The organism is Enterobacter cloacae complex sp. P47BA, assembly GCF_014930485.1.
In the GTDB taxonomy this organism is placed as follows: domain Bacteria; phylum Pseudomonadota; class Gammaproteobacteria; order Enterobacterales; family Enterobacteriaceae; genus Enterobacter; species Enterobacter bugandensis.
Map to the genome: position 1 here is coordinate 128853 of NZ_JADBRF010000011.1, position 24654 is coordinate 153506.

The following is a 24654-nucleotide window of genomic DNA, read 5'->3' on the forward strand; positions in this document are numbered from 1 at the left end:
TCCAGATTACTGCGGGTTAGCAGGCTTGCGCGGGCGGCGTCGGCGCTGCCCCTCGCCTGCCGGTTTCCCTTCGCCGCTGCGCCACGGGCTTTCACCGGCCGGCTTGCCGTCGTTATTACGACGCGGCGGTTTGCCGGATGACTTCGGCGCGCCACCTTCTGCACGACGCGGCTGCTGGCCGCGACCACCGCCGCCCTGACCGCGACCACCACCCTGACGACCGTTCTGAATCGGCTCCGCTTTGATGGACGGGTCCACTTCATAGCCCGGGGTTTCGATGCGCGGGATCTCTTTCTTCAGCAGGCGTTCGATGTCGCGCAGCAGCTTGTGCTCGTCCACGCAGACCAGAGAGAGCGCCTCACCTGTTGCTGCCGCACGGCCGGTACGACCGATACGGTGAACGTAATCTTCCGGGACGTTTGGCAGCTCGTAGTTCACCACGTGCGGCAGCTCTTCAATATCGAGGCCACGGGCAGCGATGTCGGTCGCCACCAGCACGCGGATGTCGCCGGACTTGAAGTCCGCCAGCGCGCGGGTACGCGCGCCCTGGCTCTTGTTACCGTGGATCGCCGCGCTGCGGATGCCGTCTTTATTCAGCTGTTCCGCCAGGTGGTTCGCGCCGTGCTTGGTGCGGGTAAAGACCAGCACCTGCTGCCAGTTGCCCTGACCGATCATCTGGGAGAGCAGCTCCCGCTTGCGCTTTTTATCCACAAAGTGAACGTGCTGCGTCACCTGCTCGGAAGCGGTGTTGCGGCGCGCCACTTCCACTTCCAGCGGGTTATGCAGCAGCTTTTCCGCCAGCGCCTTGATCTCATCAGAGAAGGTCGCGGAGAAGAGCAGGTTCTGGCGACGCGGCGGCAGCTTGGCCAGCACGCGGCGAATGTCGTGAATAAAGCCCATATCGAGCATGCGGTCGGCTTCGTCCAGCACCAGAATTTCAATGCTGTCGAGCTTCACCGCGTTCTGGTGTTCCAGATCCAGCAGACGGCCCGGCGTTGCCACCAGCACGTCCACGCCGCCGCGCAGCTTCATCATCTGCGGGTTAATGCTCACGCCACCGAAAACCACCAGCGAGCGAATGTTGAGATAGCGGCTGTACTCACGCACGTTCTCGCCAATCTGGGCTGCCAGCTCGCGGGTTGGGGTGAGGATCAGCGCGCGCACCGGACGACGGCCTTTGGCGTGCGGCTGGTTTTTTACCAGCAACTCTAACAGCGGCAGGGTAAAGCCCGCGGTTTTACCGGTGCCGGTCTGGGCGCTGGCCATCAGGTCACGGCCCTGAAGCACGGCCGGAATAGCCTGCTGCTGGATAGGGGTTGGCTCAACGTAGCCCTGCTCTGCGATCGCGCGCAGAATTTCCGGGTTCAGGCCAAGGGAATCAAAAGACATAAAAACTCCGAACCGCCCCGACCATCACAGGTGTAGTTTTCAGGGAGATATCACGAATAGAAGGACAAAAACCACAATGTCGCGAAGGTGCGGAGTGTAGCAGCTTTTGTGACGTGGCGCATAAAATATCCCTGTCGTATCCCTCGACGATTTAGCGATTCAGGTATAATTTTAATCAATCGATTGATTAATTTTTAATGCCGACATGAATACGACACCGACGACAACCAAAGGTGAACAGGCCAAAAGCCAGCTTATCGCCGCCGCGCTGGCGCAGTTTGGCGAGTATGGCCTGCATGCCACCACGCGGGATATCGCCGCCCAGGCCGGGCAAAACATCGCGGCCATTACCTACTATTTTGGCTCAAAAGAGGATTTATACCTCGCCTGCGCCCAGTGGATTGCCGATTTTATTGGCAACAATTTTCGCCCGCACGTTGAGGAGGCCTGCGCGCTGCTGAGCCAGCCGACGCCGGATCGTACCGCTATCAGGCAACTTATCCTCAATGCCTGCCACAATATGATCCGCCTGCTGACGCACGACGATACGCTCAACCTGAGCAAATTTATCTCCCGCGAGCAGCTCTCCCCCACTGCCGCTTATCAGCTGGTACACGATCAGGTGATTGCCCCGATGCACACCCATCTGACCCGGCTGATTGCCGCCTACACTGGGCGGGACGCCAGCGATACCGACACCATTTTGCATACCCACGCCCTGCTGGGCGAAATTCTCGCCTTCCGTCTGGGGCGTGAAACCATCCTGTTACGCACGGGCTGGGCACAATTCGATGAGGATAAAGCCGCGCAGATTAGCCAGGTCATCACCTGTCATCTCGATCTGATCCTGCAAGGCTTAACGCAAAGGAGCCTGAAGTGATGAAAAAACCTGTCGCCATCGTTCTGGTGGTTGTTGTTTTGCTTGCCGCGGGAATCGGTGGCTGGCTGTGGTATCAGAGCCAGCAGGATCGGGGCCTGACGCTGTACGGTAACGTGGATATTCGCACGGTGAATATGAGCTTCCGCGTCGGCGGACGTCTCGCCTCGCTGAGCGTTGACGAAGGCGACGCCATCAAAGCCGGGCAGACGCTGGGCGTGCTGGATAAAGCCCCCTTTGAGAACGCGCTGATGCAGGCAAAAGCCGGCGTCTCCGTCGCCCAGGCGCAGTATGACCTGATGCTGGCAGGCTATCGCGATGAGGAGATTGCCCAGGCCGCTGCCGCCGTTAAGCAGGCCAAAGCCGCCTACGACTACGCGCAGAACTTCTATAACCGCCAGCAGGGACTGTGGAAAAGCCGCACCATTTCCGCCAACGATCTGGAAAACGCGCGTTCATCCCGCGACCAGGCGCAGGCGACGCTGAAATCCGCGCAGGATAAATTAAGCCAGTACCGCTCCGGTAACCGCGAGCAGGACATCGCCCAGGCGAAGGCCAGCCTCGAGCAGGCGCAGGCGCAGCTGGCTCAGGCGGAGCTGGATCTGCGCGACACTATCTTAACTGCCCCGTCTGACGGCACGCTGATGACCCGCGCGGTAGAGCCGGGCAGCATGCTCAGCGCGGGCAGCACCGTCTTGACGCTGTCCTTAACCCGTCCGGTATGGGTGCGGGCCTACATTGATGAGCCGAATCTCGGCCAGATGCAGCCGGGCCGCGAGCTGCTGCTCTATACCGACGGTCGCCCGGACAAGCCGTATCACGGCAAAGTGGGCTTTGTCTCCCCTACCGCCGAATTCACGCCGAAAACCGTTGAAACGCCGGATCTGCGTACCGACCTCGTGTACCGTCTGCGCATCATCGTCACCGACGCGGACGACGCGCTGCGTCAGGGCATGCCTGTTACCGTGACCTTAAACGACGGGGAACGACATGAATGATGCGGTTATCCAGCTCAACAATCTGGTCAAACGCTTCCCCGGAATGGATAAACCGGCGGTCGCGCCGCTGAACTGCACCATTCAGAAAGGCTACGTGACCGGACTGGTGGGCCCGGACGGCGCGGGCAAAACCACGCTGATGCGGATGCTGGCGGGGCTGCTGAAGCCGGATGAAGGCTCGGCCAGCGTGCTTGGCCTTGACCCGATAAAAGACGACGGCGCGCTCCACGCCATGCTCGGCTATATGCCGCAGAAGTTTGGCCTGTACGAAGATTTAACGGTGATGGAGAACCTCAATCTGTACGCCGACCTGCGCAGCGTCACCGGTGAAACCCGGCAGAAAACCTTTGCCCGACTGCTCGAATTTACCTCCCTCGGCCCGTTCACCGACCGGCTGGCGGGCAAGCTTTCCGGCGGGATGAAGCAGAAGCTGGGGCTGGCCTGTACGCTGGTGGGCGAGCCGAAGGTGCTGTTGCTCGATGAGCCCGGCGTCGGCGTGGACCCGATCTCCCGCCGCGAGCTGTGGCAGATGGTGCACGAGCTGGCGGGCGACGGGATGCTGATCCTCTGGAGCACCTCCTACCTCGACGAAGCGGAGCAGTGCCGGGACGTGCTGCTGATGAACGAGGGCGAACTGCTCTATCAGGGCGAACCGACCGAGCTGACGCACACCATGGCCGGGCGCAGTTTTCTTCTGCACAGCCCGCAGGAGTCCAACCGCAGGCTGCTGCAGCGGGTGCTGAAGCTGCCGCAGGTGAGCGACGGGATGATTCAGGGCCGCTCGGTGCGCGTGATCCTCAAAAAAGAGGCCACCGTCGACGATATTCGCCGTGCGCCGGGCATGCCTGAGATTGAAATGGACGAGACCGCCCCGCGCTTTGAAGATGCGTTTATCGACCTGCTGGGCGGTGCAGGCACGTCGGAATCGCCCCTTGGCGCAATCCTGCACACGGTGGAAGGCACGCCGGGCGAAACGGTGATCGAAGCAAAATCGCTCACCAAAAAATTCGGGGACTTCGCCGCCACCGACAACGTCAACTTTGCGGTGAAGCGCGGCGAGATATTTGGCCTGCTCGGGCCGAACGGCGCGGGAAAATCCACCACCTTTAAGATGATGTGCGGCCTGCTGGTCCCGACGTCCGGCAAGGCGCTGGTGCTGGACATGGATCTCAAGGTCAGCTCCGGCAAAGCGCGCCAGCATCTCGGCTATATGGCGCAGAAGTTCTCGCTGTACGGCAACCTGACGGTCGAGCAGAATCTGCGCTTTTTCTCCGGCGTGTACGGCCTGCGCGGGCGGGCGCAGAATGAAAAAATCCGCCGCATGAGCGACGCCTTCGGGTTAACGAATATTGCGTCCCACGCCACCGACGAGCTGCCGCTCGGCTTTAAGCAGCGGCTGGCGCTGGCCTGCTCGTTGATGCACGAGCCGGATATCCTGTTTCTTGATGAACCCACGTCAGGCGTGGACCCCCTCACACGCCGTGAATTCTGGCTGCACATCAACAGCATGGTGGAAAAAGGCGTGACCGTGATGGTCACCACCCACTTTATGGATGAGGCGGAGTACTGCGACCGCATCGGGCTGGTCTATCGCGGCAAGCTGATTGCCCACGGTACGCCGGATGACCTGAAAGCGCAGGCCGCCGACGACGCACAGCCAGACCCGACCATGGAGCAGGCGTTTATCACCCTCATCCACGACTGGGATAAGGAGAATGCTCATGCGCAGTAACGCCCTTTCCTGGCGCCGGGTGCGCGCCCTGTGCATCAAAGAGACGCGGCAGATCGTGCGCGATCCCAGCAGTTGGCTGATTGCGGTGGTGATCCCCCTGCTGCTGCTGTTTATTTTTGGCTACGGCATTAACCTCGACTCCAGCAAGCTGCGGGTCGGTATTTTGCTGGAGCAGCAGAGCGAAGAGGCGCTGGACTTCACCCATGCCATGACCGGCTCACCCTACATTGACGCCACCGTCAGCGACAACCGGCAGGAACTGATTCAGAAAATGCAGGCCGGGAAAATTCGCGGCCTGATCGTCATCCCGGTGGATTTCGCCGCCAACATGGCGCGCCCTGGCGCCGATGCGCCGATTCAGGTGATTACCGACGGCAGCGAGCCGAATACCGCCAACTTCGTGCAGGGCTATGCGGAGGGGATCTGGCAGCTCTGGCAGATGCAGCGCGCCAAAGACCGGGGCGAAACGTTTGAACCGCTCATCGATGTGCAGACGCGCTACTGGTTTAACCCCGCCGCCATCAGCCAGCACTTTATTATTCCGGGGGCGGTGACCATCATTATGACGGTGATTGGCGCGATCCTCACCTCGCTGGTCATCGCCCGCGAGTGGGAGCGCGGCACCATGGAGGCGCTGCTCTCCACCGAGGTGACGCGGGTTGAGCTGCTGCTGTGCAAGCTCATCCCCTACTACTTCCTCGGCATGCTGGCGATGCTGCTCTGCATGCTGGTCGCGGTCTTTATTCTTGGCGTGCCGTACCGCGGCTCGCTGGTGGTACTGTTCTTTATTACCAGCCTGTTTTTGCTCAGCACGCTGGGGATGGGGCTGCTCATCTCCACCATCACCCGCAACCAGTTTAACGCCGCGCAGGTGGCGCTGAACGCCGCTTTCCTGCCATCGATTATGCTCTCCGGGTTTATCTTCCAGATAGACAGCATGCCTGCGGTGATCCGCGCTGTGACCTACATCATTCCGGCGCGCTACTTCGTGAGCACGCTGCAGAGCCTGTTTCTGGCGGGGAATATCCCGGTGGTGCTGATTATCAATACCCTGTTTTTGCTGGCGTCGGCGGTGATGTTTATCGGGTTGACGTGGCTGAAAACCAAACGGCGACTGGATTAAGGAGCGCACATGTTTCACCGCTTATGGACATTGATCCGCAAAGAGCTGCAGTCCCTGCTGCGCGAGCCGCAAACCCGCGCCATTCTGGTGCTGCCGGTGCTGCTTCAGGTTTTATTGTTCCCGTTTGCCGCCACCCTTGAGGTAACTAACGCCACCATTGCCATTTATAATGGAGACAACGGCAAACACGCCGTCGAGCTGACGCAGCGTTTTGCCCGGGCGAAGGCCTTTACCCACATCCTGCTGCTGAAAAGCCCGCAGGAGATCCAGCCCACTATCGACACGCAAAAAGCGCTGCTGCTGGTGCGTTTCCCGGCGGATTTCTCCCGCAATCTGGATACCTTCCAGACCGCGCCAATGCAGCTGATCCTCGACGGGCGCAACTCCAACAGCGCCCAGATAGCGGCCAACTACCTGCAGCAGATAGTGAAGGAGTATCAGCAGGAGCTGATGGAGGGCAAACCGAAGCCCAATAACAGCGAGCTGGTGGTGCGCAACTGGTACAACCCGAATCTGGACTACAAGTGGTTTGTGGTGCCGTCGCTGATCGCCATGATCACCACCATCGGGGTGATGATCGTGACCTCCCTGTCCGTGGCCCGCGAGCGCGAACAGGGCACGCTGGATCAGTTGCTGGTTTCCCCGCTCGCCACCTGGCAGATTTTCGTCGGCAAAGCGGTGCCGGCGCTGATCGTCGCCACCTTCCAGGCCACCATCGTGCTGGGGGTGGGAATTTGGGCCTACGAGATCCCGTTCGCCGGATCGCTGGCGCTGTTTTACTTCACGATGGTGATTTACGGGCTGTCGCTGGTGGGGTTTGGGCTGCTGATTTCAGCGCTCTGCTCCACGCAGCAGCAGGCGTTTATCGGGGTATTCGTCTTTATGATGCCGGCGATTCTGCTCTCCGGGTACGTTTCCCCCGTCGAGAACATGCCGGTGTGGCTGCAGGATTTGACGTGGATAAACCCGATTCGACATTTTACGGATATCACCAAGCAGATCTATCTGAAGGATGCGAGTCTGGACATTGTGTGGGGAAGTTTGTGGCCGCTACTGGTCATAGCGGCCACGACGGGGTCAGTGGCCTATGCGATGTTTAGACGCAACATTGCGTAGCTTTTTCTCTTTAGTGAGCAGCGACACTACTGCTGGCCCTGCAAGGATTGCCAGACCCGCGAGGGCCAGCAGCAGGTTGTTTTGCAGCACGCGCGACAGCAGCCACAGCACGATCATCGCGGCACCAAAGTACCAGGTGGTGGTGAGCTCTTCGAGCACATCACCCACCTCGCGCCAGCGCGCGTCATGGTGGCGCTGTAAGAACAGCATCGACAGCACGGTGACGCCATAGAGGACGCATAGCCCTAAGCCAACACGCACCAGCGTGCCGCTCATCAAGCCCATCACCAGTACGGCCACGACCAGTAAATGCAACATTATCTGCCAGCAACTCAAACCCGTTGCGACACGAACACGTTGTTGCCACTTCATGGCTTCTCTCCTGAAGGATTTTTCTCTGCTTAATCAGACTACCGCACTTTACGGAAAATTCCGTAACGCCGCATCTTTTTGTGACGCCGACTACACTTTATTTTCATCGGGATAGTCACCCAGGAAGGTGTTTATGAGCAAAAAAACGCAGCATTTCTCGCTTAAGGTGCTGACGATAAACATTCATAAGGGCTTCACAGCATTTAACCGCCGCTTCATTTTACCGGAGCTGCGCGACGCGGTACGCACCGTCAGCGCGGACATTGTCTGCCTGCAGGAGGTGATGGGCGCGCACGAGATACACCCCATGCATTTCGAAAACTGGCCCGATACGCCGCACTATGAATTCCTGGCCGACACCATGTGGAGCGATTACGCTTACGGCCGCAACGCGGTCTATCCGGAAGGCCATCACGGTAATGCGGTGCTGTCGCGTTTTCCTATAGAACATTATGAGAACCGGGACGTTTCCGTCGGGGAGAGCGAAAAGCGCGGGCTGCTTTACTGCCGCATCACGCCGCCGGAACTTGACGTTCCGGTTCACGTGGGCTGCGTTCACCTCGGACTGCGTGAAGCCCACCGCCAGGCGCAGCTGCAGATGCTGGCGGACTGGACCAATGCGCTGCCGGAAGGCGAACCCGTGGTGGTCGCCGGGGATTTTAACGACTGGCGGCAGCGCGCCAACCATCCGCTGAAGGTCAAAGCGGGACTGGAGGAAATTTTCACCCGGGCACATGGTCGTCCCGCACGGACGTTTCCGGTGCGCTTCCCCCTGCTGCGCCTGGACCGCATCTACGTGAAAAATGCGCATGCCAGCAGCCCGACGGCGCTGGCGTTACTGAACTGGCGACATCTTTCCGACCATGCCCCGCTGAGCGCGGAGATCCACTTATGAAATGCACCTGGCAGGAAGGTAACCGTATTACGCTGCTGGAAAACGGCGATAACTTTTATCCGGCGGTCTTTGAGGCGATTAGCCACGCACAGCAGAAAGTCTACCTTGAAACGTTTATCTGGTTTGAAGACGACGTTGGCAGGCAGCTGCACAGCGTACTGCTGCATGCCGCCCGGCGCGGGATAAAAATCGAGGCCTTGCTCGATGGATATGGCTCGCCGGATCTTAGCGATGAATTTGTTAACGAGCTCACCGCCGCCGGCGTGGTGTTCCGCTATTACGATCCCGGTCCGCGTCTGTTCGGCATGCGCACCAACCTGTTCCGCCGCATGCACCGCAAAATCGTCGTAGTGGACGAAACGGTGGCGTTCGTGGGCGGCATTAACTACTCCGCCGAGCATATGTCGGATTACGGCCCGGAGGCCAAGCAGGACTACGCGATCCGCATTGAGGGACCGGTGGTTCAGGACATCCAGCTGTTCGTGCTGGAAAACTTGCCCGGTAAAGAGGCCGCTCGCCGCTGGTGGCGACGCCGTCATCGCCCGGAAGAGAACCGCAAGCCCGGCGAAGCGCAGGCGCTGTTTGTCTGGCGGGACAACGAGGAGCATCGGGACGATATTGAACGTCATTACCTGAAGATGCTGGCCAATGCGAAGCGCGAAGTGATTATCGCCAACGCCTATTTCTTCCCCGGCTACCGTATTCTGCACGCCATGCGCAACGCGGCCCGACGCGGCGTGAGCGTTAAACTGATTGTGCAGGGCGAGCCGGATATGCCGATTGTGAAGGTGGGCGCGCGCCTGCTCTACCGCTACCTGGTGAAAAGCGGCGTGCAGATATATGAATACCGCCGCCGCCCGCTGCACGGCAAAGTGGCCGTCATGGATGACCACTGGGCAACCGTCGGCTCCAGTAACCTCGATCCGCTGAGCCTGTCGCTGAACCTGGAAGCGAACCTGATCATCCACGACCGTCAGTTTAACCAGACCCTGCGGGATAACCTTCAGGGGCTTATCCATAAGGACTGCGTACGGGTGGATGAGTCCATGGTGCCGAAACGGAGCTGGTGGAACGTTGGCATCGGCGTGGTGGTGTTCCACTTCCTGCGCCACTTCCCGGCGATGGTCGGCTGGCTGCCGGCGCATACGCCGAAGCTGGCGCAGGTTGATCCGCCGGTACAACCCGAAATGGAAACCCAGGACCGCGTTGAAGCGGAAGATGGAGGCAAACCCTGATGTCAAAATCTCATCCTCGCTGGCGGCTGGCGAAAAAAATCCTCACCTGGGTATTTTTTATCGCGGTCGCGGTACTGCTGGTGGTCTACGCGCAGAAAGTGGACTGGGAAGAGGTGTGGAAGGTTATCCGCAACTATAACCGGCTGGTGCTGCTGGGTGCCGTAGGGCTGGTTATCGTCAGCTACCTTATGTACGGCTGCTACGACCTGCTCGGTCGCGCCTACTGCGGCCACAAGCTGGCTAAACGTCAGGTGATGCTGGTGTCGTTTATCTGCTACGCCTTCAACCTGACGCTGAGCACCTGGGTGGGCGGCATCGGCATGCGCTATCGCCTGTACTCGCGTCTCGGATTACCGGGTGGCACCATCACCCGCATTTTCTCGCTGAGTATCACCACCAACTGGCTGGGGTACATTCTGCTGGGCGGGGTGATTTTCACCATCGACGTGGTGCAGCTGCCCGCGCACTGGTATATCGACGAGGCCACGCTGCGCATTCTCGGCATCGTGCTGCTGCTGATCATCGCCGTGTATCTGTGGGCCTGCGCCTTTGCCAAACGCCGCCATATGACCATTAAAGGGCAGAAACTGGTACTGCCGTCGTGGAAGTTCGCGGTGCTGCAGATGGCGGTATCCAGCGCCAACTGGATGGCGATGGGGGCGATCATCTGGCTGTTGATTGGCGAGGACGTGAACTACTTCTTCGTGCTGGGCGTGCTGCTGGTGAGCAGTATCGCCGGGGTTATCGTGCATATTCCGGCGGGAATTGGTGTGCTGGAGGCGGTGTTTATCGCGCTGCTGGCCGGAGAACATGTTTCACAGGGGACGATTATTGCCGCCCTGCTCGCCTACCGCATGCTCTATTACTTCCTGCCGCTGGCGCTGGCAACGGTCTGTTATCTGGTGCTGGAGAGCCGGGCGAAAAAGTTACGGGCGAAAAATGAGAAGGCAATGGCGAAATAAAAGCAAAACGGCAACTTTGTTGCGTTTTTAGTGTTTGTTCCCTCTCCCGTGGGAGAGGGTCAGGGTGAGGGCACCAGACCGCACCGCCACCCGGCAAAGCAACCTCAGCGACGGTTACCGAAAATCCGCAGCAGCATCAGGAACAGGTTGATGAAATCCAGATACAGCGTCAGCGCGCCCAGAATCGAGTATTTGCGCAGGTTGGAACTGTCGCGCACGTCAATCTGCTCGCCGATGTTTTTCAGCTTCTGAGTGTCATAGGCCGTCAGCCCGACAAAGACCACCACCCCGATATAGGTCACGGCCCACATCAGCGCGTCGCTCTTGAGCCACAGGTTCACCAGCGATGCCAGCACAATCCCGATCAACCCCATAAACAGCATATTACCTAAGCCGCTCAGGTCACGTTTGGTGGTGTAACCGTACAGGCTCATCACGCCGAACATCCCGCCGGTCACCACGAAGGTGCTGGCGATGGAGGAGTAGGTGTAGACGATGAAAATACTGGAGAGCGTCAAACCGGTCAGCGCCGAATAGAGCATAAACAGCGTGGTCGCCATTCCGGCACTCAGCTTTTGAACCAGGCCAGAAAGCACAAACACCAGCGCAAGCTGCGCGATAATCAGCCCAAAGAAGGTGATTTTGCTGGAGAAGATAAACATCATCAGTTCAGGCGTGTTCGCCGCATACCACGCAATAAACGCGGTAAGCAGCAGGCCGACCGTCATCCAGCCGTACACCTGAGCCATATACGTCTGCAGGCCGCTACGGGCCTGCTGTACTATTGAATCGGAACGCGGAAATCGGTCCATGATTCACTCCTGATTAAGGTTAAGAAGACACACACGTTAAGAGTAACACATCCACGTAAACCGACTACCAACGGCTGGCGGCCTGTTTATCGCTGTCACGAGATTCCACCCAGCGGTCGCCTTCCGGCGTGGCTTCGCGCTTCCAGAACGGCGCTTTGGTTTTGAGGTAATCCATAATGAACTCCCCTGCCGCAAAGGCGCTACCGCGGTGCGCGCTGGTCACGCCGACAAAGACAATCTCTTCGCCGGGCCACATCTCGCCGATGCGGTGGATCACCGTGACCCGCCCGAGCGGCCAGCGGCCTCGCGCTTCATCCACAATTGCCGCCAGCGATTTCTCCGTCATGCCCGGATAGTGCTCCAGCGTCAGCGCTTTTACGCTGTCGCCGAGATTGTGGTTACGCACTTTACCGGTGAAAGTAACGACCGCGCCGTCTTCATCGCGCTCCGCCAGCCAGTCATATTCTGTACCGACGTTAAAGCGCTCGGGACCGACCAGAATTCGGGTTTCAGCCATCTTAGCCCCCTGTGACCGGCGGGAAGAAGGCCACTTCATCTCCTTCATTCAGCGGGTGGGTGAACTCCACCAGCGTCTGGTTAACGGCCGCCAGCAGCTTGCCTTCGTCGAGCGCCAGCGCCCAGCGGTCGCTTTGTGCCGCCAGGTGCGCGCGCAGGGCGGCGACGTTTTCAAAAGAGCCGTCCAGCGTCAGGCTGTCGGTATTAACCAGCTCACGCACCTGGGCGAAAAAGAGCACCTTAATCATGGCTGTCCACCTTAAAATCACCGGATTTGCCGCCGCTTTTCGCCAGCAGACGAACCGGGCCAATCACCATATCTTTCTGCACCGCTTTGCACATGTCGTAGATGGTCAGCGCGGCGACGGAGGCCGCCGTCAGGGCTTCCATCTCCACGCCGGTTTTGCCGGTTAAGCGGCAGAGGGACTCAATACGCACGAGGTTGTGCTCCGGCTGCGCCTGCAGGTTCACTTCCACCTTGCTTAGCATCAGCGGATGGCAGAGCGGGATGAGGTCCCAGGTCCGTTTTGCAGCCTGAATACCGGCGATGCGGGCGGTGGCAAAGACGTCGCCCTTATGGTGGCTGCCGTCGATAATCATCGCCAGCGTCTCCGGCAGCATGGTGACGAATGCCTCAGCACGCGCCTCGCGCACCGTTTCGGCCTTGGCGGAGACATCCACCATATGCGCTTCGCCAGCGGCGTTAATGTGGGTCAGTTGTGACATAGTTTACTTCTTCAAATGGGGATGAAAATTACACGGACGAGTACGGGCATCCAGCTGCGGGGCAATAATATTTTCCCACGCGGTGCGGCAGGCTTTGGTCGAGCCCGGCATGGCGAAAATCAGCGTGTTGTTTGCCACGCCGGCCACCGCGCGCGACTGCAGCGTGGAGGTGCCAATCTCTTCAAAGGAGAGCATGCGGAACACTTCGCCGAAGCCTTCCACCTCGCGGTCAAACAGCGGGATCAGCGCCTCGGGGGCCTGATCGCCCGCGGTAAAGCCGGTGCCACCGGTGATCAGCACCACCTGCACCTCAGCACTGGCGATCCACTGAGAGACCTGCGCGCGAATGGCGTAGCGGTTCTCTTTCACAATCGCTTTATCGACGATGGTATGCCCCGCGTCATGGGCCGCCTCACGCAGCCAGTGGCCGGAGGTATCATCCTCTTCTCCACGGCGGTCGGAAACGGTAAGAATAGCAATGCGTGTCGGGATAAATTCTGCGCTGACCTGACTCATCTTCTGGTTCCTTCTAAAGACTAATTACCCGCCGATGTAGGACAGGTTCTGAGTAATGCCGGTATTGCCCTGATGCAGGAAGTGGGTCTGCTTTTTGTGCGTCAGCGCTTCAGAAATGCGCGCTTCAAGCGCGGCCTGCTGCGCATCGTCTTCCAGCAGATCGCGAAGATCCACGCCACCGTCGCCAAACAGGCAGAGATGGAGTTTGCCGACGGAAGAGACGCGCAGGCGGTTGCAGCTGGCGCAGAAGTCTTTCTCATAGGGCATGATAAGCCCAATTTCGCCTTCGTAATCCGGGTGACAAAAGACCTGTGCCGGGCCGTCGCTGCGCTGGCGGATCTGGTGGATCCAGCCGCGTTTCAGCAGCGCGTCGCGCAACACCATGCCGGAAATATGGTGACGGCGGAACAGCTCGCTGCCCTCGCCCGTTTCCATCAGCTCGATAAAACGCAGTTGAATGGGACGGGATTTAATCCACGCCAGGAAGGTGTCCAACTGATGGTGGTTTACGTCGCGCATCAGCACCGTGTTGACTTTGACTTTTTCGAACCCGGCGGTAAACGCCGCATCGATGCCGTCCATCACCTGGCGGAACTTGTCCTGACCGGTAATGGCGTGAAACTGCCGGGCATCAAGGCTGTCCACGCTGACGTTGATCGCGGTTAGGCCAGCGTCGCGCCAGTTGGCCACGTCACGCGCCATGCGATAACCGTTGGTGGTCACCGCGATCTGGCGGATGCGTTCGTTTTCGCTTACGGCGGCAATGATGTCGGGGAAATCGCGGCGCAGGGAGGGTTCGCCACCGGTCAGACGGACTTTTTCGGTACCCAGCTCAGAAAACGCACGCGTGACGCGGCGCACTTCATCCACGGAGAGAAAGCCATTATTGGTGACGCTGCCCGGCTTGTAGCCATCGGGCAGACAGTAGGTGCAACGGAAGTTGCACACATCGGTAATCGACAGACGCAAGTAGTAAAACTTACGCGCGAAAGCATCAGTAAGTTGTGAAGCCATGTACACCTTTCCAGATCGGGAGGCACAGTCATTTCTTTCTGTACCCTGGTGGCAAATCCGCCACGGCCAGGGCGCCATATCATTCGACACAGGCGCCAAGGCTAGAGTGTATGTTTTCGGTTTTGAAAACGTGGTTATGGCGATAGTAGCGTGGAAATCGACACTCCGCCATTGTCGCTTTTCGCTATATAATTATGTATATAGCGATTCAGTCCTGCATTTTCGCTACAGAATACCTAAAAACCGCATTTTCGCATTGATATACGTCATTTTGCATTGGGTGAGGCATCGTCTTTTGGGGGTAGTTAGGTTACTGTTACGCGATCGAACGTGATAAGGAATACGTATGCGCAATCGCACTTTTGCGGATCTTGACCGAGTGGTCGCTCTTGGCGGAGGCCACGGCCTGGGCCGCGTCATGTCCTCTTTGTCGTCACTGGGCTCACGGCTGACAGGGATAGTGACAACCACCGACAACGGCGGCTCAACCGGGCGGATCAGGCGGGCTGAAGGCGGCATTGCCTGGGGAGATATGCGCAACTGCCTGAACCAGTTAATTACCGAGCCGAGCGTCGCGTCGGCGATGTTTGAGTACCGTTTTGGCGGCAATGGCGAACTTTCCGGGCATAACCTCGGAAATCTGATGTTAAAGGCGCTGGATCACCTGAGCGTACGGCCTCTGGAAGCCATCAACTTAATCCGTAATCTGCTCAAGGTGGACGCATTCCTGATCCCCATGTCTGAACAACCGGTTGACTTGATGGCAATCGATGCCGAAGGGCATGAAGTTTACGGCGAGGTGAATATTGACCAGCTCCTCCTGCCGCCAACGGAGTTGATGACCTATCCGAGCGTGCCCGCCACGCGGGAAGCGGTAGAGGCCATTGGTGAAGCGGATCTTATCCTGATCGGTCCAGGCAGTTTTTATACCAGCCTGATGCCCATTCTGCTGGTAAAAGAGCTGGCGCAGGCGCTGCGTCGCACCCCTGCCCCGATGGTCTATATCGGTAACCTGGGCCGTGAGCTGAGTCCGGCAGCGGCGAGCCTGTCGCTGGCGGACAAGCTGGGCCTGATGGAGCAGTACGTCGGTAAGAAAATTATCGACGGTGTCGTGGTTGGGCCAAAAGTGGATGTGACAGGGATTGGCGATCGCGTGGTGGTGCAGGAGCCGCTGGAAGCCAGCGATATTAAATATCGTCACGACCGCCACCTGCTGCGCGAGGCGCTGGAGAAAGCGATTCAGGAATTGGGTTAGGTTCGCTTTCTGCGGCCTGATGCCCTCACCCCAGCCCTCTCCCACGGGGAGAGGGGGAATACACGCCGCTTTACCTATGATGCCGCGATAAACAGATCCCGCAGCTGATGCAGCTGGTCGCGGATCTGCGCCGCCTCTTCGAACTCCAGGTTCTGGGCGTGCTGCATCATCTGCCCTTCCAGCTCGTGGATTTTCTGCTGCAGCGCTTTCGGCGTCAGTACGACGGTATCTTCTTCCACCACTGAACGCGCCTTGCCGCGGCCTTTCGCTTTGGTCTTCGCAATGTTCTGACCCAGTGCCAGAATATCCACCACCTTCTTGTTCAACCCCTGCGGCGTAATGCCGTGCTCTTCGTTGTAGCGCTGCTGCTTCTCGCGTCGGCGTTCCGTTTCGCCAATCGCTTTCGCCATCGACGGGGTGATTTTGTCGCCGTACAGAATCGCTTTCCCGTTGACGTTACGCGCGGCGCGGCCAATGGTCTGGATCAGGGAGCGTTCAGAGCGCAGGAAGCCCTCTTTATCGGCGTCCAGAATCGCCACCAGCGAAACTTCCGGCATATCCAGACCTTCTCGCAACAGGTTGATCCCCACCAGCACGTCAAACTCGCCCAGACGCAGATCGCGGATAATCTCCATGCGCTCCACGGTGTCGATATCCGAGTGCAGATAGCGCACCTTCTCACCGTGTTCTTCAAGATACTCGGTCAGGTCTTCCGCCATGCGCTTGGTGAGCGTCGTCACCAGCACGCGCTCGTTGATGGCGGAACGGGCGCGGATCTCAGAGAGCAGATCGTCCACCTGGGTCGCCACCGGGCGCACTTCGATAATCGGGTCCAGCAGCCCGGTCGGACGGACCACCTGGTCGATCACCTCATCGCCCGATTTTTCCAGCTCGTAGTTGCCCGGCGTAGCCGACACGTAGATGGTCTGCGGCGCCAGCGCCTCAAACTCTTCAAACTTCATCGGACGGTTATCCAGCGCTGACGGCAGGCGGAAGCCGTACTCCACCAGCGTCTCTTTACGCGCGCGGTCACCGCGGTACATCCCGCCGATCTGCGGGATCGTGACGTGGGATTCGTCGATCACCAGCAGACCGTCGGCCGGAAGGTAGTCAAACAGCGTCGGCGGTGGCTCGCCCGGCCCGCGTCCGGAGAGGAAGCGCGAGTAGTTTTCGATACCCGAGCAGTAGCCCAGCTCGTTCATCATCTCCAGATCGAACTGGGTGCGCTGGCTCAGGCGCTGCTCTTCCAGCAGCTTATTGTTAGCCAGAAGCACCTTACGGCGCTCTGCAAGCTCCTCTTTGATCTCTTCCATCGCCTGCACGATACGCTCTCGTGGCGTCACGTAGTGCGTTTTAGGGTAGATGGTAAAACGCTGTATCACCGACTCAACGTGGCCGGTCAGCGGGTCGAACAGTGACAAACGCTCGACCTCTTCGTCAAACAGCTCGACGCGCAGCGCCATATCGTCCGATTCCGCCGGGAAGATGTCGATCACCTCACCGCGCACGCGGAACGTCCCGCGCTGGAAGGCCTGGTCATTACGGGTGTACTGCAGCTCGGCCAGACGGCGCAAAATTGCGCGCTGATCGATGATCATCCCCTGCGTCAGGTGCAGCATCATCTTGAGATAGAGATCCGGATCGCCCAGGCCGTAAATTGCCGAAACAGACGCGACCACAACCACATCGCGTCGCTCAAGCAGCGCCTTGGTCGCAGACAGTCGCATCTGTTCGATGTGTTCGTTCACCGAAGCATCTTTCTCGATGAAGGTATCAGAGCTCGGCACATAGGCTTCCGGCTGGTAGTAATCGTAGTAGGAGACAAAATACTCCACCGCGTTTTCCGGGAAGAACTCTTTCATCTCGCCGTAAAGCTGTGCCGCGAGGGTTTTATTGGGTGCAAGCACCATCGTGGGGCGCTGCAGGTCAGCGATCACGTTGGCGACAGTAAACGTTTTGCCCGAGCCGGTTACCCCCAGCAGCGTCTGGTGCGCCAGCCCGTCTTCCAGCCCCTCTTTAAGACGACGGATCGCCTCAGGCTGATCGCCAGAGGGGCGGAAAGCAGAATTCAGTTTGAACGGTTTACTCATGGGCGACGACCTGATGACGTTAAAAGCGGCAGGTGAGTAATTTTACTCGTTGTTGCCAGGAATGCCAGTAAAAAACACTGGATGAAAAACCAGTAGCGTGTCAGGATATTTAGCGTAGCGGCGGATTCATTAGCGCGTTAGCGGACAAAATTTAGGCTCTGACGAGATAAAAAACCAGCCAGGTTGGGTTATCCCCAGAACTTTTTCTTTTTTAACATTTGTCAAGCCAGGTAATGATAGTTTTATGGCAACGAGTGACACTTTCATTACGGTAATTGCTTTTATCTAAGCAATTAAATTTTAAACGATATTTTCTAAAGCCGCGTTTCGCGTCAATTTGGGCGAAAGCCGCGTCTTCTCTCGCTTATCGCGTGTTTTCTAACTCTAATGCACATGGTTATCCACAGGAATAGTGGATAACTGCTTCCAGCCCGTGTAGACCGCCGCTCAGCAAATTCCCGGATTTTCCCACGAGGCGGCAACAAAAAATTTTTATAGCTCTTTTTTGACGATAAACAGTTGAGTCATTCATAACCAACAGATGCGATCCTGCTCACATTTCAGCCATTTTTCGTCCTGCACCACAACTCATCATTGCCGGCACCGTCGATGTGCAAGCCACGCGTTTTTACCCTGCTCTCCTGTGGCTTATTCCTAAAAAAGTCGTTTTTTTAATCGATTTCAGGTTTCTGGCAAGCGTTTTGCAGCTTCACGTCAGGCCTATCCCTACGCATTTTTAAGGAGAGAAAGATGTTGAGTCTGCGTGCAGTGAATCAGTTTTACGGAAGCCAACATACGCTATGGAACGTGGATTTGGATTTTCCGCAAGGGATGTGTACAGGCGTCATAGGCCTGCCGGGGATGGGCAAAACCACCCTGATGAACTGCATTACCGGAAACATCCCCGTCGAAAGCGGCACGATTATCTGGCATGAAGCGGGCGCACCGCCGCGTGATTTGCTCAGCCCGGCACCGGAACAACGTTCAGAGCCGGGAATAGGCTATGTGCCGCAGGACAGGCGTATTTTTTCTCAACTGACGATTGAGGAGAATCTGCATATTGCCATGCGGGCGATGGGGAAACCCGACCCGGCGGCGAAAAGCGACGTATACGATCTGTTCCCGGAACTCTACGCGCGACGTCAGACGCGGGGCAATGCCCTTTCGCCAGAGGATCAGTATCAGCTTGCCCTGGCGAATGCACTGGTCAACCGCCCGCGGATGCTGATTCTGGATGAGCCTACGCATGGGGCAGGACACGGATTTGCCCAGAAGCTGGCGCAGCTGCTGGTGCGCTTAAACCGGGAGTTAGGCATGACGGTGCTGCTGGCAGAGCAGCAGCTGTCGTTTATCCGCCGGGTGGCGGATCGGTTTTGCATGCTTTATCGCGGGCGTAACGTGGCTCAGGGCCACGTTAGCGAGCTGAACGATGAGCTTATCGCCCACTGGATGTCGCGGGAAGCAAGACGCTGAGGTCGAGATAACGCCCGGTTTCGGCCTGCTCAGCATCGCCAGCAATCCAGGGAATTTCCCCGAGGAACGGTGCCGGGAGCACGCGCTTGAGGGTCGCCAGATACTCCTGATGCCGCCTGCCCGGCGCAACCACGTCGTTGGCTATCCAGCCTGCCAGCGTCAGCCCTGCCTGCTGAACGGCCTGCGCCGTCAGCATGGCGTGATTGATGCAGCCCAGCTTCACGCCGACGACCAGAATGACCGGAAGCCGCTCGGCCTGCACCCAGTCAGCAAAGGTCTGCGTGTCCGAAAGTGGCGTAAACCAGCCTCCCGCGCCTTCCACCAGCACCCAGTCGGCCTGGCTTTCCAGCGTCCGTAACCCGGCAGACAGCACGGCGAAATCAATCGGACGGCCTTCCTCAGCGCTGATAATGTGCGGCGACGTCGGCTCGGCAAAGGTATAGGGATTCACCGCCGAATAGGCAAGCTCAAGGCTACTGTTACGCTGGAGCGCCAGCGCGTCGGTGTTGCGTAACCCTTCCGCCGTCATCTCGCTGCCGGAAGCCACGGGCTTATATCCGGCGGTGTTTTTTCCGAGCAGTCGTGCCGCCTGCAGCAGCGCAGCGCTGGCAACCGTTTTGCCCACTTCCGTATCCGTGCCGGTAACAAAATAACGTTCAGTCACGTTCGATAATCCCATGAAAAAGTTGATAAGAGAGCGGGAAAAGGCCCCGCTGCTGCGGCCAGGCCAGCTCCAGGCGTTGCAGCTGCCCCCGGGTCAGCGGTTTTTTCTCCCGCCCGGCGTGCAGGTGCGTGGCGCCGATGCCCTTCAGAGAGCGCATGGCGCTGAACGCGTCGCTAAAATTAAGCGTGATGTTTTGCACCGTGCTGCGACAGCGCCAGCCAGCCAGCGCCTGCGTCACCTGCTCATACGATAAAAAGCGGTTCGCGTGCGGCTGCTCATCCACCGCTTTCCACGCCTGATTCAGCTCCGGCAGCGAACTTTCCAGCAAGGTGGTAAAGGCCACCTTTCCGCCCGGTCGTGCGACGCGATAAAGCTCGCGTAACGCCTGCGGCAGGCTGCTGCACCACTGCACCGCCAGATGGCTCCAGACCAGATCGAACTGCGCGTCCGCCAGCGGGATAGCCTCGATATCCGCCACTACATAGTGGTGCGCCGCCTGCTGCTGGCGCGCCTCGTCCAGCATGGCGGGCGACAGGTCGATGGCCGTCACCTCGCTCCCCGCCTCGCGCCAGTAGCGGCTGTTGCTGCCGGGACCACAGCCGGCGTCCAGCACCTGCGGGAAGCGGTTCTCGCCAAGCGCGGCCAGAAGCCCCTGCGCGCTCTGGCGCTGGAGTTCATCGTGCTGCGAATAGCTCCGCGCGGCCCGGCCAAACGCCGCCGCAACGGCCTGCTTATTCACCGGCATCATGAAGCGCCTCCAGCAGCGTCTGGATATCCTGCGCCTCATGCGCCGCCGTCAGGGTTAAGCGCAGACGCGCGGTGCCCGGCGGAACGGTTGGCGGACGAATGGCCGTTACCCACATCCCCCGCTCGCGCAGCGCCTGGGCCAGCGCCAGCGCGCGGCCGTTTTCGCCGACAATCACGGGCTGGATGGCGCTCTGCGAATCGGGACTCTGGAAGGGAAGCGCCGCCAGTCCCTGACGGAAGCAGGAGATGTGCTCTGCCAGCTGCTGACGGCGTTCATCCCCTTCTGCGCTACGGATCACCGCCAGCGACGCCGACAGCGCCACGGCCTGCGCCGGGGGCATGCTGGTGCTGTAGATGAGGTGTCGGGCAAACTGCAGCAGATAGTCGGCGACAGATTCGCTGCACAGCACGGCAGCGCCGCTGACGCCAAAGCCTTTGCCGAAGGTAACCACCAGCAGTTCCGGCTTCACGTTTTGTTGATGGGCGCTGCCGCGTCCTTCATCGCCCATCACGCCAGTGCCGTGAGCATCATCGACCAGCAGCCAGGCGTTTTGCCGCTTTGCGGCCTCGTGAAGCGCGGCAAGCGGCGCACTGTCGCCGTCCATGCTGAACACCCCTTCCGTGACCGCCAGCTGTTGCCCATCGCAGGGTTTATCAAGCAGCGAGGCGAGCTGTGACGCATCGTTATGGGCAAAGCGGCGCAGCTGGGCGGGACTTAAGTTTGCCGCCTCCAGCAGCGAGGCGTGGCTTAAACGGTCGGCGACAATGCGGTCCTCTTTACCCATCAGGGCCGTGATGACCGCCTGGTTGGCGGCAAACCCGGAGATAAACAGCAGCGCACGCGGGTAGCCCAGCCAGTCAGCCAGTTCTTCCTCCAGCGCCTGATGCGCCGTGGTGTATCCGCTGACGTGCCCCGAGCCACCGCTGCCCACGCCAAACCGCTCCGCGCCCTGCTGCCAGGCGCGGACGATGGCCGGATGCTGGCTCAGCCCGAGATAGTCATTGCTGGAGAAATTACAAAACTGCCGTTCCTCGCGGGTCAGAAAACGGCCCGCGCCGTTTTCCACCACTCTGCGAACGCGAAACGCCTCTGCCGCCCGGCGTTCTTCCAGCGCGGCATTAATCCGTGCCTGCCAGGTCATACGGCTGCCGCGTTGTAGAATTGGTCGGTGTCGGCGTTGAAAATCTGCTGCTCCAGCTGCTGCTGTTGCTCGTTATCGCCCGTCAGCACCCCGGTCTGGTGCGGGTTCAGCCCCAGCTTGCGGAACAGCTGGACGTCTTTGTCCTCTTCAGGGTTCGGCGTGGTCAGCAGCTTGCAGCCGTAGAAGATGGAGTTGGCTCCGGCCATAAAGCACATCGCCTGGGTCTGCTCGTTCATCTGCTCGCGGCCCGCAGAAAGGCGGACGTAAGAGGTTGGCATCATGATGCGCGCCACCGCGATAGTGCGAATAAAATCAAACGCATCCACGTCCTCGTTATCCGCCAGCGGCGTGCCCTTGACCTTCACCAGCATGTTGATGGGCACGCTTTCCGGCGGGGTCGGCAGGTTCGCCAGCTGCAGCAGCAGACCCGCGCGGTCTTTCACCGTTTCGCCTAAGCCCACGATGCCGCCGGAGCAGACCTTGATCCCTGCATCACGCACTTTGTCCAGCGTGTCCAGGCGCTCCTGATAGGTGCGCGTGGTGATGATGTTGCCGTAAAATTCCGGGGAGGTGTCGAGGTTGTGGTTGTAGTAGTCCAGCCCCGCGGCAGAGAGGCGCAGCGCCTGCTCCTCGTTGAGCGTACCGAGGGTCATGCAGGCTTCGAGGCCCATCTCCTTCACGCCCTTCACCATCTGCTCCAGATAGGGCATGTCGCGGTCATGTGGATTCTTCCACGCGGCGCCCATGCAGAAGCGGGTTGAACCGGCGTTTTTCGCCTTGCGCGCGGAGTCGAGGACCTGCTCGACTTCCATCAGACGCTCGGATTCGAGACCGGTTTTGTAGCGCGCGCTCTGCGGGCAATATTTGCAGTCTTCAGGACAGGCGCCGGTCTTGATCGACAGCAGCGTGCTGACCTGAACATGACGCGGATCGAAGTGCTGACGATGCACCTGTTGCGCTTCAAACATCAGCTCAAGGAAAGGTTTGTTGAATAATTCAGTAACTTGCGACATCGTCCAGCGTGCGTGGTGAGCCATGGGGCTTCTCCAAAGGGTTTTGTTAATTTTCGGTTCGGTTTATACTCGTAAACCTAAAACTTTTCAAAATGGTTTACAAGTCGATTATGACCCAGGACGATCTCGCCTTCGACAAGCAGCATATCTGGCACCCTTACACCTCCACGACCCGCCCCCTTCCCGTCTATCCGGTGGCCTCTGCCCACGGCTGCGAGCTGCATCTCGCCAGCGGCGAGCGGCTGGTTGACGGAATGTCCTCCTGGTGGGCGGCCATTCACGGATACAACCATCCGCGCCTGAACGCGGCGATGAAGGCCCAGATTGACCAGATGTCGCACGTGATGTTTGGCGGAATCACCCATCAGCCCGCGGTGGATTTATGCCGTCGCCTGGTGGCGATGACGCCTGACTCACTGGAGTGCGTTTTCCTGGCCGATTCCGGCTCGGTGGCGGTGGAAGTGGCGATGAAGATGGCGCTGCAGTACTGGCATGCGAAGGGCGAAACGCGCCAGCGGTTCCTCACCTTCCGCAACGGCTATCACGGGGATACCTTCGGGGCGATGTCGGTCTGCGATCCGGACAACTCCATGCACAGCCTGTGGAAGGGCTATCTGCCGGAAAACCTGTTTGCCCCTGCGCCACAGAGCCGCTTCGACGGCGAGTGGAACGAGATGGACATGGTGGGCTTCGCGCGGCTGATGGCGGCGCATCGCCATGAGATAGCCGCCGTTATTCTTGAGCCGATCGTGCAGGGCGCGGGCGGAATGCGGATGTACCATCCGGAATGGCTGAGGCGCATTCGCAAGATGTGCGACCGCGAGGGCATTCTGCTGATTGCCGATGAAATTGCCACCGGCTTTGGCCGCACCGGCAAGCTGTTTGCCTGCGAACACGCGGGCATTGCGCCGGATATTCTGTGTCTGGGTAAAGCGCTGACCGGCGGCACCATGACGCTCTCCGCCACCCTCACCACTCGTCAGGTTGCCGACACCATCAGCGACGGCGAGGCGGGCTGCTTTATGCACGGCCCAACGTTTATGGGCAACCCACTGGCCTGCGCCGTGGCAAGCGAAAGCCTCGCCATTCTGGAGAGCGGCGAGTGGCAGACGCAGGTCGCGGCGATTGAGGCACAGCTGAAAGGAGAGCTGAGCGCCGCCTCGGGGGCGAATTTTGTGGCGGACGTGCGCGTGCTGGGTGCCATCGGGGTGATTGAAACCACCCGCCCGGTGAACATGGCGGCGCTGCAGCGCTTCTTCGTTGAGCAGGGCGTCTGGGTGCGGCCTTTCGGCAAGCTTATCTACCTGATGCCGCCGTACAGCATCACGCCGGAGCAGCTGCGTAAATTAACCGACGCGGTCGTAACAGCCGTTAACATTCCCGCGCATTTCGCGATTTAATCCCATGCGTTACACTTCCTGAACGAGTGAATAACGAGGGTAAACCGTATGAAAATCATCAGTAAAGATCTGCGCGACGGTGAAAAACTCCCCGAACGCCACGTTTTCAACGGCATGGGCTATCAGGGGGATAATATCTCCCCGCACCTGGCGTGGGACGACGTTCCTGCAGGAACCAAAAGCTTTGTCGTGACCTGCTACGACCCGGACGCGCCGACCGGCTCGGGCTGGTGGCACTGGGTTGTGGCGAACCTGCCCGCCGACACGCGCGTGCTGCCGCAGGGTTCCGGTTCAGACCTGGTTGCCCTGCCTGAAGGTGCCATTCAGACGCGCACTGACTTTGGTAAAGCGGGCTACGGCGGCGCAGCGCCACCAAAAGGGGAAACCCACCGCTATATCTTCACGGTGCACGCGCTGGATGTGGAGAAGATTGAGGTCGATGAAGGCGCGAGCGGCGCGATGGTCGGGTTTAACGTGCATTTCCATTCCCTGGGGAGCGCGTCGATTACGGCGATGTATTCCTGAAAAAAGCCGGGTGGCGGCTATGCCTTACCCGGCCTGGATTTCGCATTCGTTGGCCCGGTAAG

General features: G+C 59.2%; 25 protein-coding genes and 1 riboswitch. Of the genes, 12 read left to right on the forward strand and 13 right to left on the reverse strand.

Annotation, left to right across the window (positions count from 1 at the left end; translation table 11 throughout):
* Window positions 1–6: 6 nt before the first annotated feature.
* On the reverse strand, window positions 7–1389 hold the full coding sequence (gene rhlE, locus IM299_RS13050) for an ATP-dependent RNA helicase RhlE (RefSeq protein WP_028012434.1): 1383 nt from the start codon (window positions 1387–1389) through the stop codon (window positions 7–9).
* A 205-nt stretch (window positions 1390–1594) separates the two neighbouring features.
* Between rhlE and cecR the strand changes: the two genes are divergently transcribed.
* From cecR to IM299_RS13075, 5 genes are read left to right on the forward strand one after another with little or no spacing between them, the layout of a single operon-like run.
* On the forward strand, window positions 1595–2269 hold the full coding sequence (gene cecR, locus IM299_RS13055) for a transcriptional regulator CecR (protein ID WP_045630915.1): 675 nt from the start codon (window positions 1595–1597) through the stop codon (window positions 2267–2269).
* Entirely contained in the window at window positions 2269–3264 is a 996-nt protein-coding gene (hlyD, locus tag IM299_RS13060) for a secretion protein HlyD (protein WP_188245782.1), read from the forward strand. The genes cecR and hlyD overlap by 1 nt, the downstream gene beginning before the upstream one ends.
* Entirely contained in the window at window positions 3257–4996 is a 1740-nt protein-coding gene (locus IM299_RS13065) for an ATP-binding cassette domain-containing protein (protein WP_041910725.1), read from the forward strand. Before hlyD ends, IM299_RS13065 begins: the two co-directional genes overlap by 8 nt.
* Window positions 4986–6119, forward strand: coding sequence for an ABC transporter permease (locus IM299_RS13070; protein ID WP_193357612.1), 1134 nt, complete (start codon window positions 4986–4988; stop codon window positions 6117–6119). The genes IM299_RS13065 and IM299_RS13070 overlap by 11 nt, the downstream gene beginning before the upstream one ends.
* Window positions 6120–6128: 9 nt before the next feature.
* The gene (locus tag IM299_RS13075; RefSeq protein ID WP_193357613.1) at window positions 6129–7235 is read left to right on the forward strand and encodes an ABC transporter permease; all 1107 of its coding nucleotides are present in this window, start codon (window positions 6129–6131) and stop codon (window positions 7233–7235) included.
* Here the strand turns inward: IM299_RS13075 and IM299_RS13080 are convergent.
* The gene (locus IM299_RS13080; protein WP_028012428.1) at window positions 7197–7607 is read right to left on the reverse strand and encodes a YbhQ family protein; all 411 of its coding nucleotides are present in this window, start codon (window positions 7605–7607) and stop codon (window positions 7197–7199) included. The two genes, IM299_RS13075 and IM299_RS13080, sit on opposite strands and share 39 nt — an antisense overlap.
* Window positions 7608–7740: 133 nt before the next feature.
* Here IM299_RS13080 and IM299_RS13085 point away from each other — a divergent pair, with 133 nt between their 5' ends.
* From IM299_RS13085 to IM299_RS13095, 3 genes are read left to right on the forward strand one after another with little or no spacing between them, the layout of a single operon-like run.
* Window positions 7741–8502, forward strand: coding sequence for an endonuclease/exonuclease/phosphatase family protein (locus IM299_RS13085; protein WP_193357614.1), 762 nt, complete (start codon window positions 7741–7743; stop codon window positions 8500–8502).
* Window positions 8499–9737 (forward strand): cardiolipin synthase ClsB, encoded by a 1239-nt coding sequence (gene clsB, locus IM299_RS13090; RefSeq protein WP_045259955.1) that lies wholly within the window; start codon window positions 8499–8501, stop codon window positions 9735–9737. The genes IM299_RS13085 and clsB overlap by 4 nt, the downstream gene beginning before the upstream one ends.
* Window positions 9737–10699, forward strand: coding sequence for a YbhN family protein (locus IM299_RS13095; protein WP_193357615.1), 963 nt, complete (start codon window positions 9737–9739; stop codon window positions 10697–10699). The genes clsB and IM299_RS13095 overlap by 1 nt, the downstream gene beginning before the upstream one ends.
* A gap of 104 nt (window positions 10700–10803) precedes the next feature.
* Here IM299_RS13095 and IM299_RS13100 read toward each other — a convergent pair whose 3' ends face one another.
* From IM299_RS13100 to moaA, 6 genes are all read right to left on the reverse strand, one after another.
* Window positions 10804–11511 (reverse strand): Bax inhibitor-1/YccA family protein, encoded by a 708-nt coding sequence (locus tag IM299_RS13100; RefSeq protein WP_193357616.1) that lies wholly within the window; start codon window positions 11509–11511, stop codon window positions 10804–10806.
* Between the two features lie 64 nt (window positions 11512–11575).
* A complete protein-coding gene (gene moaE, locus IM299_RS13105) occupies window positions 11576–12028 on the reverse strand; it encodes a molybdopterin synthase catalytic subunit MoaE (protein ID WP_028012424.1) in 453 nt (150 codons plus the stop codon).
* A 1-nt stretch (window position 12029) separates the two neighbouring features.
* The gene (gene moaD, locus IM299_RS13110) at window positions 12030–12275 is read right to left on the reverse strand and encodes a molybdopterin synthase sulfur carrier subunit (protein WP_193357617.1); all 246 of its coding nucleotides are present in this window, start codon (window positions 12273–12275) and stop codon (window positions 12030–12032) included.
* Window positions 12268–12753 (reverse strand): cyclic pyranopterin monophosphate synthase MoaC, encoded by a 486-nt coding sequence (gene moaC, locus IM299_RS13115; RefSeq protein ID WP_193357618.1) that lies wholly within the window; start codon window positions 12751–12753, stop codon window positions 12268–12270. Before moaC ends, moaD begins: the two co-directional genes overlap by 8 nt.
* Before the next feature lie 3 nt (window positions 12754–12756).
* Window positions 12757–13269, reverse strand: coding sequence for a molybdenum cofactor biosynthesis protein B (gene moaB / locus IM299_RS13120; protein ID WP_028012422.1), 513 nt, complete (start codon window positions 13267–13269; stop codon window positions 12757–12759).
* Between the two features lie 24 nt (window positions 13270–13293).
* Entirely contained in the window at window positions 13294–14283 is a 990-nt protein-coding gene (gene moaA / locus IM299_RS13125) for a GTP 3',8-cyclase MoaA (RefSeq protein WP_193357619.1), read from the reverse strand.
* Window positions 14271–14404: riboswitch (molybdenum cofactor riboswitch) on the reverse strand. Its footprint overlaps the gene before it by 13 nt.
* Window positions 14405–14629: 225 nt before the next feature.
* Between moaA and yvcK the strand changes: the two genes are divergently transcribed.
* Entirely contained in the window at window positions 14630–15538 is a 909-nt protein-coding gene (gene yvcK / locus IM299_RS13130; protein ID WP_193357620.1) for a uridine diphosphate-N-acetylglucosamine-binding protein YvcK, read from the forward strand.
* 74 nt (window positions 15539–15612) lie between these two features.
* On the opposite strand, the gene uvrB is transcribed toward yvcK, so the two are convergent.
* Window positions 15613–17628: an excinuclease ABC subunit UvrB gene (uvrB, locus tag IM299_RS13135; RefSeq protein WP_028012419.1), complete on the reverse strand. Its 2016-nt coding sequence runs from the start codon at window positions 17626–17628 to the stop codon at window positions 15613–15615.
* Between the two features lie 750 nt (window positions 17629–18378).
* On the opposite strand from uvrB, the gene IM299_RS13140 reads away from it, so the two are divergent.
* Entirely contained in the window at window positions 18379–19101 is a 723-nt protein-coding gene (locus IM299_RS13140) for an ABC transporter ATP-binding protein (protein ID WP_047363785.1), read from the forward strand.
* On the opposite strand, the gene bioD is transcribed toward IM299_RS13140, so the two are convergent.
* Genes bioD through bioB form a run of 4 tightly spaced genes read right to left on the reverse strand, consistent with a single transcriptional unit; the run spans window position 19064 to window position 22691 of the window.
* A complete protein-coding gene (bioD, locus tag IM299_RS13145; RefSeq protein WP_060573558.1) occupies window positions 19064–19765 on the reverse strand; it encodes a dethiobiotin synthase in 702 nt (233 codons plus the stop codon). The two genes, IM299_RS13140 and bioD, sit on opposite strands and share 38 nt — an antisense overlap.
* Window positions 19758–20513 carry a malonyl-ACP O-methyltransferase BioC gene (gene bioC / locus IM299_RS13150; RefSeq protein ID WP_060573559.1) on the reverse strand — a complete coding sequence of 252 codons (756 nt, stop codon included), beginning with the start codon at window positions 20511–20513 and terminating at the stop codon, window positions 19758–19760. The genes bioD and bioC overlap by 8 nt, the downstream gene beginning before the upstream one ends.
* The gene (gene bioF, locus IM299_RS13155) at window positions 20497–21654 is read right to left on the reverse strand and encodes an 8-amino-7-oxononanoate synthase (RefSeq protein WP_193357621.1); all 1158 of its coding nucleotides are present in this window, start codon (window positions 21652–21654) and stop codon (window positions 20497–20499) included. Before bioF ends, bioC begins: the two co-directional genes overlap by 17 nt.
* On the reverse strand, window positions 21651–22691 hold the full coding sequence (gene bioB / locus IM299_RS13160; protein WP_193357622.1) for a biotin synthase BioB: 1041 nt from the start codon (window positions 22689–22691) through the stop codon (window positions 21651–21653). The genes bioF and bioB overlap by 4 nt, the downstream gene beginning before the upstream one ends.
* Before the next feature lie 68 nt (window positions 22692–22759).
* On the opposite strand from bioB, the gene bioA reads away from it, so the two are divergent.
* Window positions 22760–24067 (forward strand): adenosylmethionine--8-amino-7-oxononanoate transaminase, encoded by a 1308-nt coding sequence (gene bioA / locus IM299_RS13165; RefSeq protein ID WP_063942844.1) that lies wholly within the window; start codon window positions 22760–22762, stop codon window positions 24065–24067.
* A gap of 48 nt (window positions 24068–24115) precedes the next feature.
* Complete coding sequence (locus IM299_RS13170; protein ID WP_028012412.1) at window positions 24116–24592, forward strand: kinase inhibitor; 477 nt, start codon at window positions 24116–24118, stop codon at window positions 24590–24592.
* The last annotated feature ends 62 nt before the right edge of the window (window positions 24593–24654 follow it).